Annotated in this window: 15 protein-coding genes and 1 pseudogene; 7 read left to right on the top strand and 9 right to left on the bottom strand. The window is 71.1% G+C overall.

The window, feature by feature from the left end:
• Window positions 1–586: 586 nt before the first annotated feature.
• Window positions 587–1,093: a hypothetical protein gene (locus tag IW245_RS01005; protein ID WP_197001304.1), complete on the top strand. Its 507-nt coding sequence runs from the start codon at window positions 587–589 to the stop codon at window positions 1,091–1,093.
• Window positions 1,094–1,255: 162 nt separating this feature from the next.
• On the opposite strand, the gene IW245_RS01000 is transcribed toward IW245_RS01005, so the two are convergent.
• The 3 genes from IW245_RS01000 to IW245_RS00990 all read right to left on the bottom strand — a co-directional run bounded on the left by IW245_RS01000 (window position 1,256) and on the right by IW245_RS00990 (window position 2,515).
• On the bottom strand, window positions 1,256–1,510 hold the full coding sequence (locus tag IW245_RS01000) for a hypothetical protein (RefSeq protein WP_197001303.1): 255 nt from the start codon (window positions 1,508–1,510) through the stop codon (window positions 1,256–1,258).
• Window positions 1,511–1,884: 374 nt separating this feature from the next.
• Complete coding sequence (locus IW245_RS00995; protein ID WP_197001302.1) at window positions 1,885–2,322, bottom strand: hypothetical protein; 438 nt, start codon at window positions 2,320–2,322, stop codon at window positions 1,885–1,887.
• A complete protein-coding gene (locus IW245_RS00990) occupies window positions 2,312–2,515 on the bottom strand; it encodes a hypothetical protein (RefSeq protein ID WP_197001301.1) in 204 nt (67 codons plus the stop codon). The genes IW245_RS00995 and IW245_RS00990 overlap by 11 nt, the downstream gene beginning before the upstream one ends.
• A gap of 141 nt (window positions 2,516–2,656) precedes the next feature.
• Between IW245_RS00990 and IW245_RS00985 the strand changes: the two genes are divergently transcribed.
• A complete protein-coding gene (locus IW245_RS00985; RefSeq protein ID WP_197001300.1) occupies window positions 2,657–5,743 on the top strand; it encodes an AfsR/SARP family transcriptional regulator in 3,087 nt (1,028 codons plus the stop codon).
• Window positions 5,744–5,784: 41 nt separating this feature from the next.
• On the opposite strand, the gene IW245_RS00980 is transcribed toward IW245_RS00985, so the two are convergent.
• The gene (locus IW245_RS00980; protein ID WP_197001299.1) at window positions 5,785–6,666 is read right to left on the bottom strand and encodes a GNAT family N-acetyltransferase; all 882 of its coding nucleotides are present in this window, start codon (window positions 6,664–6,666) and stop codon (window positions 5,785–5,787) included.
• A gap of 197 nt (window positions 6,667–6,863) precedes the next feature.
• Between IW245_RS00980 and IW245_RS00975 the strand changes: the two genes are divergently transcribed.
• Entirely contained in the window at window positions 6,864–8,045 is a 1,182-nt protein-coding gene (locus IW245_RS00975) for a hypothetical protein (protein ID WP_197001298.1), read from the top strand.
• Between the two features lie 137 nt (window positions 8,046–8,182).
• Here the strand turns inward: IW245_RS00975 and IW245_RS00970 are convergent, their stop codons facing one another.
• The gene (locus IW245_RS00970) at window positions 8,183–9,103 is read right to left on the bottom strand and encodes a hypothetical protein (RefSeq protein ID WP_197001297.1); all 921 of its coding nucleotides are present in this window, start codon (window positions 9,101–9,103) and stop codon (window positions 8,183–8,185) included.
• Window positions 9,104–9,462: 359 nt separating this feature from the next.
• Here IW245_RS00970 and IW245_RS00965 point away from each other — a divergent pair, with 359 nt between their 5' ends.
• A complete protein-coding gene (locus IW245_RS00965) occupies window positions 9,463–9,882 on the top strand; it encodes a hypothetical protein (protein ID WP_197001296.1) in 420 nt (139 codons plus the stop codon).
• A 211-nt stretch (window positions 9,883–10,093) separates the two neighbouring features.
• Window positions 10,094–11,477 (top strand): annotated as a pseudogene (locus IW245_RS00960) (ISNCY family transposase).
• 145 nt (window positions 11,478–11,622) lie between these two features.
• Here IW245_RS00960 and IW245_RS00955 read toward each other — a convergent pair.
• Window positions 11,623–12,147 carry a P-loop nucleotide/nucleoside kinase family protein gene (locus IW245_RS00955; protein WP_233473218.1) on the bottom strand — a complete coding sequence of 175 codons (525 nt, stop codon included), beginning with the start codon at window positions 12,145–12,147 and terminating at the stop codon, window positions 11,623–11,625.
• 268 nt (window positions 12,148–12,415) lie between these two features.
• Here IW245_RS00955 and IW245_RS00950 point away from each other — a divergent pair, with 268 nt between their 5' ends.
• Both IW245_RS00950 and IW245_RS00945 read left to right on the top strand, forming a co-directional pair.
• Complete coding sequence (locus tag IW245_RS00950) at window positions 12,416–12,823, top strand: hypothetical protein (protein WP_197001295.1); 408 nt, start codon at window positions 12,416–12,418, stop codon at window positions 12,821–12,823.
• Between the two features lie 21 nt (window positions 12,824–12,844).
• Window positions 12,845–13,237 (top strand): NUDIX domain-containing protein, encoded by a 393-nt coding sequence (locus IW245_RS00945; protein ID WP_197001294.1) that lies wholly within the window; start codon window positions 12,845–12,847, stop codon window positions 13,235–13,237.
• 198 nt (window positions 13,238–13,435) lie between these two features.
• On the opposite strand, the gene IW245_RS00940 is transcribed toward IW245_RS00945, so the two are convergent.
• The 3 genes from IW245_RS00940 to IW245_RS00930 form a co-directional block, all read right to left on the bottom strand.
• Window positions 13,436–14,350, bottom strand: coding sequence for a DUF6891 domain-containing protein (locus IW245_RS00940; RefSeq protein WP_197001293.1), 915 nt, complete (start codon window positions 14,348–14,350; stop codon window positions 13,436–13,438).
• Window positions 14,351–14,459: 109 nt separating this feature from the next.
• The gene (locus IW245_RS00935; RefSeq protein ID WP_197001292.1) at window positions 14,460–14,966 is read right to left on the bottom strand and encodes a GNAT family N-acetyltransferase; all 507 of its coding nucleotides are present in this window, start codon (window positions 14,964–14,966) and stop codon (window positions 14,460–14,462) included.
• Between the two features lie 201 nt (window positions 14,967–15,167).
• Window positions 15,168–15,872 carry a VOC family protein gene (locus IW245_RS00930; RefSeq protein WP_197001291.1) on the bottom strand — a complete coding sequence of 235 codons (705 nt, stop codon included), beginning with the start codon at window positions 15,870–15,872 and terminating at the stop codon, window positions 15,168–15,170.
• Between the last annotated feature and the right edge of the window lie 9 nt (window positions 15,873–15,881).

Below are 15,881 nucleotides of genomic sequence, written 5' to 3'. Positions count from 1 at the left end.
GTTCCTCTGTCGTCGTGGCATCGAGTCGAACGCTGGGTGACCCTCGGGATCTTGCTGCGTTGGCGCTCTACGAGCTTTCGGGCCAGAGGCTTCCGAAGGTTTGATCCTGTCGGCTCTCGCCGCGCTCAAACTGGCCGAGAAGCGCTGCAGGCCGCGCACGATCTGGCCCTGGCAGTCGTGTCGGTCGTGTCGGGGCACCGTCATGATTCCGATTCCACAGACGCCCGCCACGAGCCCGTACCTTTCGCCGCGAGGACCCGCCCGCCGACCCCGGTGGTCGGCGTCGGCGAAGGCGTTCCCCATGGTCACCGCCGCCAAACTGCACGGGGAGTTCGTGGCCGGCGCGTGGGAGGAGTCGCCGCACAGCACGAGGAGCGCGGCGTGGCCGGTCGGCCGCTCGACGCCGACACCGCGCGGGAGTCGCGTTTCGGGGTTGTCCATGTCGGACGTTCCCGGGCGATCCCGGACGCGTTTTTCCTCGCTCGGAGCGGGCATCGGGAAGATCCTGGACATGAAGCCAGCGGGGTTGCCCGCAAGCGCCGCTCGCGATATCTCGGGCGGAGTCCACACAGGAATCGAGGATGCGATGAACGGTTGGATCAGGACCGCAGTCCGGGCGACGATGGTAGTCGCCTGCGCGCTCACCGTTGCCAGCGTCACGGGCACGGCGAGCGCGCAGGCAGCTACCGCCGCACCGACCAGCTCCACCGCCGCCGGCAACGCGGTACTCGTCAAGGAGGTCAGAAACGCGAACGGCGTGCTGGACATCTACAAGGTGACCAACACGGGCCTGCGGCTCGACTCCTCCAGCGGTTGCGCCGGCGGGAGCCTCCACGTCTGCCTGAACATCGCGGGCCACGGGCTCTACGTCGACGTCATGGAGAACTACACGACGTTCCCCAGTGCCGGAACGGTCAACATGCGCATCAGCGGCCCCAACGGCTTCATGACCGAGAGCGGCAACTTCCCCGAGTACGGCGGCGACTACGTCTTCCACTGGCTCCCGCACCGCAACGTCACCGGCGGCTACTACTGCGCCACCTCCTTCACCTACACGACCTCGCAGGCCGCCTGCGGGACAGTGCACTCCTAAGCGGGTCGATCGACGACGCGAAATACGCACGCCAAGGGCCCTGCCACAGTGGCAGAGCCCTTGGCGCATTCGAGCACCCGAGGTGCCGCAGATCATCGGACCGGCTACCCAGGTGCCGCAGGTATGCCTGTGTGGCTGCCGTGTAGGCGAGGTATTCGTCCATCACACTGTTGTGGAAGTCTTCCCGCACGATCCAGTCCACCACGTCGGCGCGTGGACTCTCGGCGAGACGGTCGCTGAGCGTTCGACCAGGTGGATGCGGCCCCAGCCGGTCACATTCCGTGCCAGCTGCCACAGGTCATCGACCGGGTCCTCCTCGCCGTTGGCCAGCGCGACCGCCGCGAACAGGGTGAACTCCTCATGCCGCCCGAGCGTGAACAGCAGATCCCGGTGCCGGACGACCGGGAACAGGCCCATCAGCGCAAGGCCTAGCTTGACCGGCTCGCGTCGGCTGGAACGGCTAGCCAGCCGCACGCCCAGGGCGTGCAAACGGTCACCCGACAACCGCGCGTCACGGATCCGGGTCAGCAGCGTCCACCAGGTCCCCGCCGGCCAACAACTCTTCTAGCCTGGCGACCCGCCGATGGCTGAGCGCGGTTCCTCGCCTGTTCAGGCGGCGCGGGGACGGGCCGAGGGGATGTCTTGCCAGGAGATCCATTCGGCCGGTCGGCGCCACTACAGGCTGCTGCGTTCATCGCCATCTGGATGGGGGAGTTCGGCGCACCGGAGGTCCAGGCGCCAGGGTTTGTCTGTGGTTGCGGTCTTCACATCGGATCCTTTCGGGGTACGGATCAGCCACAGCGCTCGTCGGTGCGGCCCGAGTTGGTGTGGAGCGCGTACTCGAAGTAGCCCTCGGCGGCGGTGCACACGCCAGCGCCGCCGTACGGTTGGGACCAGAAGTCGGCCTGGTGGGTGTTCGGGTAGTACTTGTATCCCGCGACCGTGCCGTTCTGGATCCCGTAGACGGCCACGGTCCAGTTTCCCGGGTGGCTGTCCCGGTAGGACTGCCACACGTAGAGGTACGAGTAGTTGACCTTGCAGCGCGGCGACCAGTACTGCTTGACGGACGCGGCCCGCTGCCCGTCCAGGTAGACCGCTCCGGTGCTGCCGACCTGGTAGGCGTCGAGGCACACCCGCTCGTCGGCGTGCGCGGGCACGGACAGCAGCCCGAGCGTCGCGGCGGCGGCCACCGCCACCACGGCGCCCCGGGTCAACGGCCTAACCGACATGGACCTGCCCCCTGTCCGAAACGACCGGCCCGAGCGGGAACGGCCGGGTCTCCTGATCCGGCTGCCAGCCGCCGAAGCGGTCCCCCGCGCGGCACCCACCGTCCGCCACGGCCGGCGACGCCACTCCGAGCACCAGGGCGCCCGAGCCGGCGACAGCCAGTACCCAGGTCGCCGTGAATGTCATTTTTCTCATCCGACCCTTTCTCCAGAAACCCGCCCGGGACACCGGCCCCGGGTGAACGTCGGAAGACTGTCAGCCGCCCGTGGCAGCGGCGTGGCAATCGCGTGGCACGGCGACTACCATGGCCCCGTCGATCAAGCACCGGGGGCGCTGGTGGAATTCAGGGTGCTGGGCCCGCTCCACGTGCACGACGGCACAGGCGTACGCCCCGTCACGTCCGCCGCGTCGCGCATCCTGCTGTCCGGATTGCTCCTGCGGTGCGGGCAACCGGCGTCGGTCGCCGAGATGTCGGCCTGGCTGTGGGGCTCCGACACCGCCGCGCCGAACGCGACGGTGCGCAGCTACGTGATGCGGCTGCGCCGCGCTCTCGGCGCCGCCGCCGACACGCTCACCAGCCACGCCGGCGGATACGTCCTGTCGACCGACCCGCGGCACCTGGACGCGGCCCGCTTCACCGCCCGCCGCGACGACGGCTGCCGGGCGATGGGCGCCGGCGACTGGGCGACCGCCGGGACGCTGCTGGACGAGGCCCTGGCCGAGTGGCGCGGCGACGCCCTGCAGGACGTCGCCAGCGACCAGTTGCACGCCGAGCACGCCCACCGGCTCGCCGAGCAGCGGGCCCAGACCGAGGAATGGCGCGTCACCGCGAAGCTGCACCTGGGCCGGCACGGGGAGCTGATCAGCCACCTGTACGAGCTGGTCGCGGCGTACCCGCTGCGGGAGACGCTCACCGAGCAGCTGATGCTGGCGTTGTACCGCAACGGTCGACGCGCCGACGCCCTGGAGACCTTCCGGGCGACCCGTGAGCTGCTCGTCCGCGAGCTGGGCATCGAACCGGGCCCGGCGCTGCAGGACACGCACCGCAAGGTGCTCGCCGGGGACGAGGCGCTGCTGTGGACCGCGCCGACCGCCGCGGTGGCGGTCAGCCGGCCCCGCAACGACCTCCCGCGCGGCCTGGCCGACTTCACCGGCCGCGACGCGGAGGTCCTGGAGCTGACCGCGCACGCGCGGGGCGGCGGCCCGGTGGCCACGGTGTCCGTGATCGACGGGATGGCCGGCGTGGGCAAGACCGCGCTCGCGATGCGGGTGGCCCACCAGCTCGCGCCGTACTTCCCGGACGGACAGCTGTGCCTGGACCTGCACGGGTACACGCCGGACCAGGAGCCGCTCCCGACGGCCCAGGCGCTGCACCGGCTCCTGACCGCCGTCGGCGTGCCAGACGAGCGCGTCGCGGCGGGGCCGGACGACCGCGCCGCCCAGTGGCGCGCGGAGCTGGCGGACCGGCGCGTCCTCGTCGTGCTCGACAACGCGGTCGACGCCGCGCAGGTGGCCCCGCTGCTGGTGGGGGCGCCGGGCTGCCACATGATCGTCACCAGTCGGCAGCGGCTGTACGACCTGGACGGCGCGCACTTCCTCTCCCTGGACGTCCTCGACGCCCCGGACGCGGTCGACCTGTTCGTCCGGATCGCCGGGGCCGGGCGGTGCGCCGGACAGACCGCCGAGGCGTTCGAGGTGGTCCAGGCCTGCGGCCGGCTGCCGCTGGCGGTCCGGATCGCGGCGGCCCGGCTCAAGCACCGCCCCACCTGGACGATCCGGTACCTGCTCGAACAGCTGCGCGACTGCGACCTGGTCACCGAGCACACCGACGCGGCCATCGGCGTGTCCTATCGGCACCTCACCGGCGCGCAGCGGTACATGTTCTGCGCCCTGGGCCTGCACCCCGGGACGGACATCGATCTGTGGGCGGCGGCGGCGCTGGCCGGCCGGCCGCCCGCCCCCGCGCGCAGGGCGCTGGAGGAGCTGGTCGACCACCACATGCTCGAACAGCCCCTGCCGGGCCGGTTCGCCTTCCACGACGTGCTGCGCGGCCACGCCGGCCGGCTGGCCGCGGACGAGGGCATCCCCCGGACGCCCGCCCTGGCCCGGCTCCGCGACCACTACCGCGACACCGCCGCCGCCGCGATGGACCTGATCCACCCGCACGAACACGACCTCCGGCCTCGCGCCGCCGCGTCGACGATCGCGTTCGACGGCCCCCGGGCCGCGATCGGCTGGCTGGACGGGGAGCGGTACAACCTGATCGACGTCGCCCGCCAGGCCGTCGCCGAACGCCAGCCGGCCTGGGCCGGGATGCTGTCCAACATGCTCTGGCGGCACCTGGAGACCCAGGCCCACTACGAGGACGCCGTGACGCTGCACCACGTCGCGTTGCGCGCGGCGACCGACGCCGGGGACCTGCCCGGCCAGGGCGACGCCCTCCGCCACCTCGGCAAGGTCTACTTCCGGCTCAGCCGCCTCGACCAGTCCGTCGAGCACCTGACCGCCGCCCTGGACATCGCCCGGCGCACCGGGGACCGGGTGGCCGAGGCCGGCGCGCTCGGCAACCTGGCCAACGCCTGCGCGGAGCGCGGGCAGCTCCGGGAGGCGCTGCGGTACCACCAGCAGTCGGCGGCGATCGACCGCGGCAGCGGCGACCGGTCCTCGCTCGCCTCGGTGTACGCCGGCATCGGCACCACCCACGCCCGGCTGGGGGAATATGAGGAGGCGGTCCGGCACCTGCGGCACGCCCTGGAGCTCAACCGCGCCAACCCCAACCACCTCACCGAGGGGCACGCGCACACCGCCCTCGGCATGGTCTTCACCCGCACCGGCGACACGGCGCAGGCCATCGAACACCTGCGGCACGCCCTCGACATCCACCGGACCTGGGGGTTCCGCGCCGGCGAGGCCAACTCGCTGACCAGCCTCGGCATGCTGTACGCCAGGTCCGGCGACATCGACCTCGCGGCCGACCACTACGAGCGGGCGGAGACGCTGTACGAGGAGATCGGCAACCGGGGCCGGCAGGGCCACGCCATCCTCGGGATCGGCTACGCCCGACAACTCGCGGGCGACCACCACCGCGCCATCGAGCGGTACCGGGACGCGTTGGCCATCGGCGCCGAGATCGGCGACCGCGTGCTGGAGACCGAGGCGCTCAACGGGGCCGGCGCGAGCCTGCGCTGCCTGGACCGGCTGGACGACGCGCTCCACCATCACACGACCGCCCTGGCCCACGCCACGGAGGTCGGCGCCCGGCACGAGGAGGCCCGCGCCCACGACGGCATCGCGGACATCCACCGCCGGCGCGGCGAGGACGCGCTGGCCAGGACGCACTGGGAGCAGGCGCTCGACCACTACCGGGCCCTCGGCGCGCCCGAGGCCGAGGCCGTCGAGAAGCAGCTCGCGGCGTCCGTCTGACGCCGTGGGCGTGCGGGTCGGGCGAGGTGCGGCGCGGAAGGTCAGTCGCGCCCGTAGCACGCCGAGGCCGACGTGACCTCGAAGCCGAGCGCGTCGAACAGACCACGGCCAGGCAGGTTGTCGACGTCGACGCTGGCTCGCACCTTGTCGTACGGGTCGTCGGTGATCGACTGGAGGCGGACGAGCGCCGCGGAGAACAGCGCCCGTCCGACGCCGCGGCGGCGGGCCGTCGGGATGACGCCCAGCTCCCACAGCCGGCTCTTGGTCAGTACCGCGTAGCCGAGGATCTCGCGGCCGGGGCCGACCGCCAGCATCGCGGCGTTGTCCTCCTCGGCCTCCTCGGGCTCACCGATCGCGCCGGCGAACCACCGCTCGAAGGGGCGTTCCTCGCCATAGCTGGCCTGGTAGGCGGCGTGGAAGTCGGCCGGGTCGGCCTCCGGCCACGACAACAGCCGGCAGCCCGGCGGGGCGGCGACCGGTACCGGATGCTCGGGCACCGCGAGGCTCAGTTCGAGTTCGCCGGAGACCCACCGCAGCCCGCGTCCGGTCAACAGGCGCTCGGTCACGGGGTTGCGCACGCGCACCCTCACCGTGACCGGCCGGCCGCGTGCGCCCGCGAGGGCCCAGTCCAGCATCGCCGCGCCGATGCCCCGCCGACGCACGCGCGGGTCCACCACGCCGTCCAGAGTGGGGGTCAGACCCACGCCGGCGGACGCCGCGGCGATCAACCGGCCGTCGAGGAAGCCGCCCACGCACTCGGCCAGATCCATGGACAACTGGTACGCGTCGAGCGGCAGGTGCCACCCTTCGGACGCCTCGCACCGCCGCAGCAGCTCCGCGACCTCGCCGCGTTCGGCGTCGCCGATCCGACGCCACACCAACCCGGCCAGCTCGGTCCTCGGCCACCGGTGACGAAACCTCATCGGCACACCGTAGCCACGGCCGGCGCTGCGGGCATCGGCCGGATCCGATATCCGCCACCCACGCTGACGCGCGGCGGCCCGGGCGTGCGCCGGCGGCGTGCCGGGCCGGGCAACCATCCGGGGGGTTCACGGCGTCTGGTGTGCGGGCGGGATTCGCCGGCCGCTTCCCATGGTGACCGGTCGTCGAGGGGGAGACAGTGCTGGAGTACGTGTGGCGGCGGGCCCATCCGCAGCGGATAGTCATGGCGTTCTGCGCGGTGGTGGCGGCGGCCGTGGCGTTCGGCGTCCACCTGCAGCCGGGACCCCGGCCGGCACCCGTCGCCGGGCCGACACCGGGTCCGGCGGCTCGACCGTCACGGGCCCCGGCGACCGCGACACCCTCGCCGAGCGCGACGCCCGCCGATCCGCGCGTGGTCGCCCTGGGCAACGCCACCATCGACATCCCGGTCTGGCCCGGCGGGCGGCGCATGTCCACGGCCTGTCCGGCGGGCCCGCACGCGTTCGCCGGCAGGGCTGCCACCGCCGGCCTGGTCGACGGCACGCAGAACACCTACCACGTGACTCCGCTCGTCGCCGCCGCGTTGGACGCCACCCCGGGCGAGGGCTATCTCGTGTCGCTGAGCTGCGACAACGACGTCTCCTTCCACCCGCAACTCCTGCTGGGCGTCAAGACCCGCCCGGACGGCACCGTGCAGGTGCTAGGCCCGGTTATCACGACGGGGAGCGGGGAGCTCTACGACTACGACCGCGACAGCCTGCGCGTCGCGGACCGCACCGTCCGGGTCCAGGTCTACGGCCCGCACCGCTCCAACGGCGCCCCCGCGTTCCAGCAGCAGCGGTCCTACCGGTACGACGGCACGGCGTTCCGCCAGGTCGACGGCCCGACGACCTCCCCGGCGGACGAGCGCGCCATCCGGGACGTCGACCTGCGCAACACGGAGATCTACGTCGCCGGCCGGGGCGACTGCGGCGCGCGCTGCGACTACGGGGGCATGGTCACCTTCGTCGACGGCAAGGGCACGGCCCTGACCGGCATCCCGCAGGCCGACGCCGAGCAGCAGGCCACCTTCACCATCGACCAGGTCACCTACGGCAGAGTCCGCCAGCGCGGGCTGGCCTTTCTCACGGTCACCGTTCGCGGGCCGGGCGGCCACACCAGGCGCGCCGTGCTCGTCGCGGCGTACCGCGACGAGTCGGGCGGAGTGCGGCTGACGACGGCAAGCGTGCTGGAGGAGGGTGACGACGGCGTGACCGGCATCGTCTCCCAGCACGGCGACGGCGACCACGCGACAGTGACGGTGACGACCGCCTCAGGCCAGCAGGCCCGCGAGTACCGCAGCGACGACGGCGACCTGTGGTCCTGGCGACGCTCGGGCTGACCGCTCCCACACCCCGGGGCGCCGACCCCCGCTGGCCGACGCGCCGCCGGGTCGGCCAGCACCGCGCCGGTGGCCTGCTGTGCCGCGTGACCCGATCGGCTCACGCGGCACCGTGGCGCGGGGTCACGCGTCAGGCCTCACTGGGTCGGGATCACCATCACGGGCAGCTGGGCCGGCGCGTTGCGCGGGTCGGGGACGGTGAGCCCGTTCCACAGGGTGACGGCCGCGGTGAAGTCGGCGCTGACGCCGGCGTTGCTGACCTCGGCCAGCGGTACCAGCTGCACGTCGGACTTCCCTGCGGTGCGGCTCCAGCCCCAGCGGACCGAGCCGACGTAGCGGCTGTGCCGGGCGCCGGGCTGGCCGTACTCGAACAGCACCGCGGTCTCGAAGTCCATCCCGAGCACGTTCGCGGCGACCGGGGAGCTGGGGTTGTCCCGCAGCGTGGCCCGGGCGTTGATCCCCACCGTGTACGGCGCCGGCAGGATCAGCGCGTTCCCGCCGGTGTTCTCGACCTTGGTGGTGAACAGCGGGATGAGCTCGGAGATCCGCTGCTGCGCGTACCGGGGGTCGAGGCTGGTGACGGCGGCGGCCTTCGCCCTGCCGGCGGGGGTGGCCTTCAACGTGTCGAGAGCCTGCTGGGCCTGGCAGTCCGCGAGCTCGGCGGCCAGCGCGCCGGAGGGGTCGCCGGCCTGGATCAGCGCCGGCAGCGCGGCGATCCGGTTCCGCAGGGCACCCGCGCGGGCCTCGACGATCGTTCGGTAGCTCGCGTCGCCCTGGGCCTGCCACTCCATGTCCAGGCCCCAGCCGGCCGACGGGCCGTTCGCGACCGAGCGGTCCCGGAACCCGACGTTGCCCTGCGCGCCGAGGCCTGGACCCACGACGGTGTCCCGGACGACCTGGACCAGGTGAAAGTGCCATTCGGTGCCGTTGGGGTCGATCGCCTTGCACCGCGCGACGTGCGGCTTGAAGATCAGCGCCATCTTCGCGCCGACGACGCCCGCGCCAGTGTCGGGGACATAGGGATCGGTGGTCATCGTGCCGCCGAGAATCTCGACCATCGTCAGCGTCCTTCCGATGCGTGGATTTCCCGCAGCGTATCGAAGGTTTTCCCTGGAGCCCGCCGCGATGCCCGGTCGCGAATCGGACAGCGTCCGCAGGCTTCAGGCCCCCTCCGCACGAAAGGCCACTGTGGAGGCTCGGGCTGGCTCGGCCCTGACAGACTCGTACAGTTCCGGACAGCGAAGTGGTCGCCAGCTACGGTCCACCGTGGCCAAAGTACCCGCATGACGAAGATCATCAGTGCCCTCGCCCTGATCACGACCGTCGCGGTGGGCATGTTCGTCGCCCCGTCCGCCGCGCAGGCGGACCCTTCACCGGTGGAGGCTGCCGGAACGGCTACGCCAACATCAACAACTGGGTGCAGATCCAGCCGTGCGCCTACGACGGGGCCACCGTCGACACCGTCAACGGGGTGGTCAACTGGACCGTCGGCTCCACCGACACCCGGGTCTACGGCGAGCTCGACATGAGCGTCGACAACGGGCCCGTTCTACCGGTACTCCAACTGCGACTCCCCCTACGGCAACGTCCTCACCGGCGGGCCCCGTGGATCAGGACGAGGCCCTGCGCTTCCACCGTGCACGGCTCGGCGGGATCAGCGCAGCACTTCCAGACCCCGCAGCCACCACCGTTGTCGACCCACAACCGCCGGTACGGATGGTGCACGAAATCGGTCCAGACCCTCAACGCGGCGCTGACCGCCCCCGGCCGCAGGTGGGTCCTCGACCGCTCCAGGCGGGCGATCGCGGCCACCGCCGCAAGCGACAGGCCCGAATGACATAGATGTACTCGCTCAGGGGTGCTCGCCCTGAGCGGACTGCCGCCGGCCGTCTACGCGGCACGTGCCCTTTCTGATCATCATGGCGCCCTCATCCCGCTCAAGGCGCCCGGCGGGGCGACCGATATTGCCGGGACAGCCCGGTGAGCATGGTGCAGGCTAGCTACTTGCCCCTGAAAAACTCGTGGGCTGGGCGGTCGTTGTTCTGGGCATGTTGAGGTCAACGACCGCCTGGTCAGCATCGTGGGATGGGTTGCCGCAGGAGCTGCTGCGGTTGCCAGTGGAGTTAGCGCAGGTCGACGGTCTGCTGGATGATGCGCGGTTCGTCGAGCCGTTCCGGCCGTACTTCGATTCCTCGAGGGGTCGTCCGTCGACCCCGATCGACACGTATTTGCGGTTGATGTTCTTGAAGTTCCGCTACGGGCTGGGTTATGAGTCGCTGTGTCGGGAGGTGGCGGATTCGATCTCCTGGCGCAGGTTCTGCCACCTTGGACTGTGTGAGCGGGTGCCGCATCCGACCACGCTCATGAAGATCACCACCCGGTGCGGGGACGCGGCGGTGGTTCGGTTGAACGAGGCGCTGCTGGACAAGGCGGTGGAGGGCAAGGTGCTGCGGGTGGGAAAAGTGCGGGCCGACACCACCGTGGTGTCGGCCAACGTTGAGCACCCCACCGATTCCGGCCTGTTGGCCAAGGCGGTCACCAAGACGAGCCGGCTGGTCAGGCGGATCAAGGCGGCTGGTGGCGCACCTCGGACCCGCTGTCCTGACCGCTCCAGGGCGGCTGGGCGCCGAGCCCGCCAGATCGCCTCTCGGCTGCGATTACGGGTCGGCAAGGACGAGGCCCAGCAGATCGTGCGGCGCATCACCGGAGAACTGGCCGACCTCGCCGAGCACGTCAGCGCAGACGCCGATGCAGTGCTACGCAACGCTTTCCGGGCCCTCAGCAAGGCCCGTGGGCCGGTGGCAGGCAGACTTCGCCGGGCAGCCGACGAACTCGCGTCCCTCCTGGCCCGCACTGGCCAGATCATCACCCAGACCCGCTCCAGGCTGGCCGGCGTCATGCCCGACTCGGCTACCCGCGTCATCAGCCTGCACGACGTCGACGCCCGCCCGATCGTCCGAGGGCGTCTGGGAAAACCCGTGGAGTTCGGCTTCAAAGCCCAGGTCGTCGACAACGAAGACGGCATCATCCTCGACCACACCATCGAGCTCGGCAACCCTGCCGACGCCCCGCAACTGGCACCCGCCATCGCCCGCATCGCGGCCAGAGCCGGGCGGGTGCCTCGCGCGGTCGCCGCTGACCGCGGCTACGGAGAAGCCCGCGTCGAGGCCGCGCTGCACGACCTCGGAGTCCGCATCGTCGCGATTCCCCGCAAGGGCCAGCCCGGCCCTGCCCGCCAAGCCGTCGGAGAAACGACGCGGTTTCCGCGACCTCATCAAGTGGCGCACCGGCTGCGAAGGACGCATCAGCCACCTCAAACGCCGATCCGGATGGGACCGCGCCCTCCACGACGGCCTCGCAGGCGCCCGCACCTGGTGCGGACACGGCGTCTTCACCCACAACCTCATCAAAATCAGCGCCCTGACAGCCTGAACAACCCAAAAGGCCCAGACAACACCCGAAGGCACCACCCGAACTCATGAGTTTTTCAGGGGCAAGTAGCTAGCGCCTGTCCGGCGGATCATTCTGGGTTGTGCAGGCACGCCCGAAACGGCCGCGTTGTCGTGGGCTGCAACAGTTACGCGAACGACGGCCACCGGTTGGCGGCCCATTCCCGCCAGCTCGCCGAGCCAGGGGGCGGGCCGGCAGGTCCACGGCCGCCCAGCTCCGCCGCGTCGGGCTCCTCAAAGTGCGCCCGCCCGTGCAGGATGTCGGCCTCGGTCATCAGGAACGTCTCTTCGGGGATGGTCGCCCAGCGATGGGCGATACGTGCGCGTTGGGTCTGATCGTTTACCGGCAGGTAGATCATGCGGAAGCACGCGTCCTCGGCCTCCGTCAGCCAGCGGATCGCGGACCGTTCGTCCCGGGACCAACAGCCGTAGTCCACCACGACGTTGGTGCCCAGCCTGACCGCCTCCAAAGCGAGCCAGAGCATGCGCCCCTCCAGCACGTCGCGCTTCCCGTCCGCCTCTGCCTCGCCGAACAGGGGAATCATCCAGTCATCGGGCGTCAGACGCAGCGCGCCGTGCTCCGCGGCGAGCTGCCGAGCCCTCGTGGTCTTTCCGGCCCCGGGCAGGCCGACCATCAGAAACAACGTGGTCACACCCAGATCGTGGCAGGCAAGCCAATCAGACGACCATCGCTTTATCTGCACGGCCACGGCCACGGCCACGGCTGCGGCGATTGCGGCGGGAGCTGTACGCCTTGTCGCTGCTCAGCTGGTCAGGGCGGGTGCGTGGATGAGAGTGTGTGAGTGCGAGCGGGGGCTTGTTGTGATGCCGAATGGGTCGAGGGCCGGCCCGCTGCCGATGGCTACGGCCGGGCCCGGCGGGTCGTCGTCCTGTCGGGGGTCGGCGCTAGAGTCCCGCGTCATGACCGAGCAGCCGATCCAGCGGAGGCGTTCCTTTCACTGGGGCGCGATCTACCTCAACGACACGGACTGTCCCGACGACTTCGACATCGACTTCCACGACGGCGGCGGGCCGGTGCGGTCGACGGCCGCGCATGTCGCCGTCGAGGTCGTCCATCCCGGCACCGCCGAGCCGGACGAGAGCGTGGTCACCCTCGACGTGCGCTCGGCGGAGCACAGGGTCGACGGCTTGCCGTACGAGGTCGCCTTCGACGTACCGTCGGGGCGGTTGACCGTCGGTGACGCCGACGGTGAGGACGTGCTGGTGTTGCGGCCGGGACGCTGGCTGCTGCAGTTCGCCGTCGACGACCCGGAGGAGGCCCGCAGGGTGGAGATCGTCGTCTCTCCGCTGTCGGGCGGGATGTCGTAGGGGTCGCCTAGGGTGTCGGGGATGATCATCGATCACGAAGTCGCGTTCATCGTCCTCATCGACGGGGCCGGGCGGGTGTTGATGCAGCATCGTGGCCCTGACAAGCGTGTGGAGCCGGGACGGTTGTCGACGCCGAGTGGCCTCGTCGAGCCTGGGGAAGACGCCCTGACCGCGGCTCACCGTGAGCGTCTGGAGGAGACCGGGCTGACCGCTGACCTGGAACTCGCCCGTGTCCTGGAGCAGATCGGCGCCGACGGGACTGTGGTCCGTCTCCACGTGTTCGCTGGCAGCACCGACGCACGTCAGGACGATGTCGTCTGCGGTGAGGGGCTCGCGATGGAGTTCCTCACCCGACAGGAGCTGGCAACCAGGGACCTGGCCAGCAATGTCTGGGCCCTGCTGGGCCAGGAGTGACGACGATTCCGGGGCCTGGGGCCGGCGTGGCCCAGCGGGATCTCCCCGGAAAGGCACCCTGCGGCGTGATGTACGAGCCGGCAAGGAACGTTGCACCGAGAGATGACGGTGTCGATGCCTGGGCGACGGGAGAGGCCTGCCGCGCAGTGACGGCCCGGTTGTCCGCCCGCTCGTACCAACGGGCTGAGAATGCCGCTGTCAGCCCTGCAAGCGGCGGCACCAGTCCACGGCGACGGTGATGGCCCTGCCGGCGTCGCCGTCCCAGTCGACGTGCAGGCCCGTCTTCTCCAGCGCGGCCACGACCTCGCGGCCGATCGCCACCGTCGTGTCGGACGCATCGTCGAAGCCGCCGTAGAGGAGTGTCAGTCCGCGTCCGGCCGTCGCGGCGTCGGTGCACTGCGCGTGGAAGTAGACGAAGCCGCGCGCGCCGGGCTCCGCTTCGGCGCCGATCTCGGCGTGCCCGCAGCTACGGCAGCAGGTGAAGTTCTCCCGGGCCGTGACGCCGGCCTGCCGCAGGGCGGTGAACGCGCGGGTCAGCCGATCCGGGTCGGTCTCGCCCCGCCAGCCGGCCTGCTCGGCGACGCGCTCCAACCACATCCGGTCGACCAGCGCCCGGGCCTGCTCGGGCGAGACGGGCCGACGATCCTTCGTGACCAGGTAGTCCTCGGCGAGTTCTGCGAGTTCGGACCGGGTGGCGTAGCCGCCGACCAGCACTTCGCGTACCCGCGTCTCCAGCGCGCGACGCTCCTCTTCGCCTAGGTCGAGCGGCGGCACCTCGGGAGCCGGCTCCATCTCGACGGGCGACCAGGTGACACCGGCGTCCCAGCCGGCCCGCCCGCCGGCCCAGCCGACCAGTGCCGTGATCACGGCCTCGGGCTCGTTGACGTCCGTCTGGAAGTGCCGGTCGGCGCCACCGTCGCGGTATTCCATCGTGTAGTCGGCGTCCGCCTCGTGCCAGACCTGTGCGAACACGTCAGGCAGGTCCGGTATCCGCTGCGCCACCAGGAAACGGTCACCGCTGCCGCCGATACGCCGGATGAGCTCAGCCACCGCCGCGGCGGACGGCCGAACGTGCCGGTCCCCGCTCTCCGTCTCCACCACGATCTCCAACACGCGCTGAGTCTGACACATCCTCGAGCCCCGGCCCGCTCTGAGCCAGACGGCCTTCGCCGGCACCGATCCGGAGGTTGGGACGTTGCGGGTCCGCCTTCTTCCTGGTGGATTAGGCCAGGACCTTCGACATCTCCATCTCGTCCAGCTCGGTCAGGCCCTCGCCGTGCTCGTACGGCGCGGTGTGACCGGTCTCGGTGAAGCCGAGCCGGCGGTAGGCGTTGACGGCGGGCTGGTTGTGGGTGCCGACGTCCAGCCGGAGCTCCGTGCGGCCGTGCTCGACGGACCAGGCGGCGACCGCTTCGGTGAGCCGGTCGAGCAGGCCCAGACCCCGGGCCTCGGGCCGGACGTAGACCCCGTAGATGAAGGTCAGGTCGCCCTCGGCGGAGCCGATCACGGAGCCGAGCAGCCGGCCGTCGGCGACCGCGAGGAACTGGGAGACCTCGCCGCCCGTGGAGTTCTTCGCGATCTGCTCGGTCCAGAACTCAACCGGCCGGGCCTGCACCTCGGCCAGGGTGCTGCCGAACGCCAGCGGCGCGGTGGCCAGTGCCTCGAGCCGCAGCGCCCGGACGGCAGCCGCGTCGCTGGGGGTGACCCGCCTGATGATGATCTCTGCCATTGCGCTGTTGTACGCGGTCATGCCGGCGACCGCAAGGCGTTTTCCCAGTTCAGGACGCTGAGCGGTTCTCGTCCCGAGGGTGCCGCGTTCGCTCAGCCTCCCAGCGCCGTGGCCCGGGTTCGGCCTGTGGCATCGTGGCCGGAACCCGCTTCCCATTTTTTCTCCGGTGGAGGAACACGTGTCGTCAGGGGCGGTGACCGGTCAGTTCTGCCGCAGGTCGAACTCGTTGCCGTCCGGGTCGGCCAGCTCCGCGGAGTCGTCGCCGGTCATCGAGTTCAGGGTCGCGCCGAGTGACACCAGCCGGTCGATCTCGGTGCCCAGGTCGGTGTCGGTCACGCCGAGCAGGAAACGCTGTGTGTTGCGGACGAGTTTCGCCGCGACGGGCGGCCCGCCCCAGGCGACCTTCGACCCGCCGTGCGGCGACTGGACGGCCGTCTCCTCGTTGTCGTCCCACACCAGCGGCCAGCCGAGCGCGTCACTCCAGAACAGGCCCACCTGTCGGGTACCGTCGCAGGCGAGTTCGGCCAGGAAGCCACAGCCGGCCAGGAACGTGTTGTCGGGTTCGATGACGCAGAAGAAGTTGCCGCCCGGGTCAGCCAGGACGATGTGACCATCTTCGGGCTGCTGGCCGACGTCGACATGCCTGGCCCCGATCGCCAGCGCCGCGGCCACCGCGTCCTGCTGATGGTCGAGGCTGGCGCTGGTCAGGTGCAGATGCAGCCGGTTGAGGTGCGCCTGATCCGGTCGGCCAGGGGTGAACCGAAGGCCGACCTGGGTCGGTGTGCCTGGCAGCAGCAGACCATCGGCGTCGGCGACCGTGTCCCGGCGCAGCATGCCGCCCCAGAATCGAGCCAGCCGCGCGGGATCGTCGGCGTCATAGGTCACTGCCAGCAGTTGTACGGCCATGCCCGCACG

This window comes from Longispora fulva (assembly GCF_015751905.1).
Classification (GTDB): Bacteria; Actinomycetota; Actinomycetes; order Mycobacteriales; family Micromonosporaceae; genus Longispora; species Longispora fulva.
This window is presented reverse-complemented; position numbering and strand designations above follow the sequence as displayed.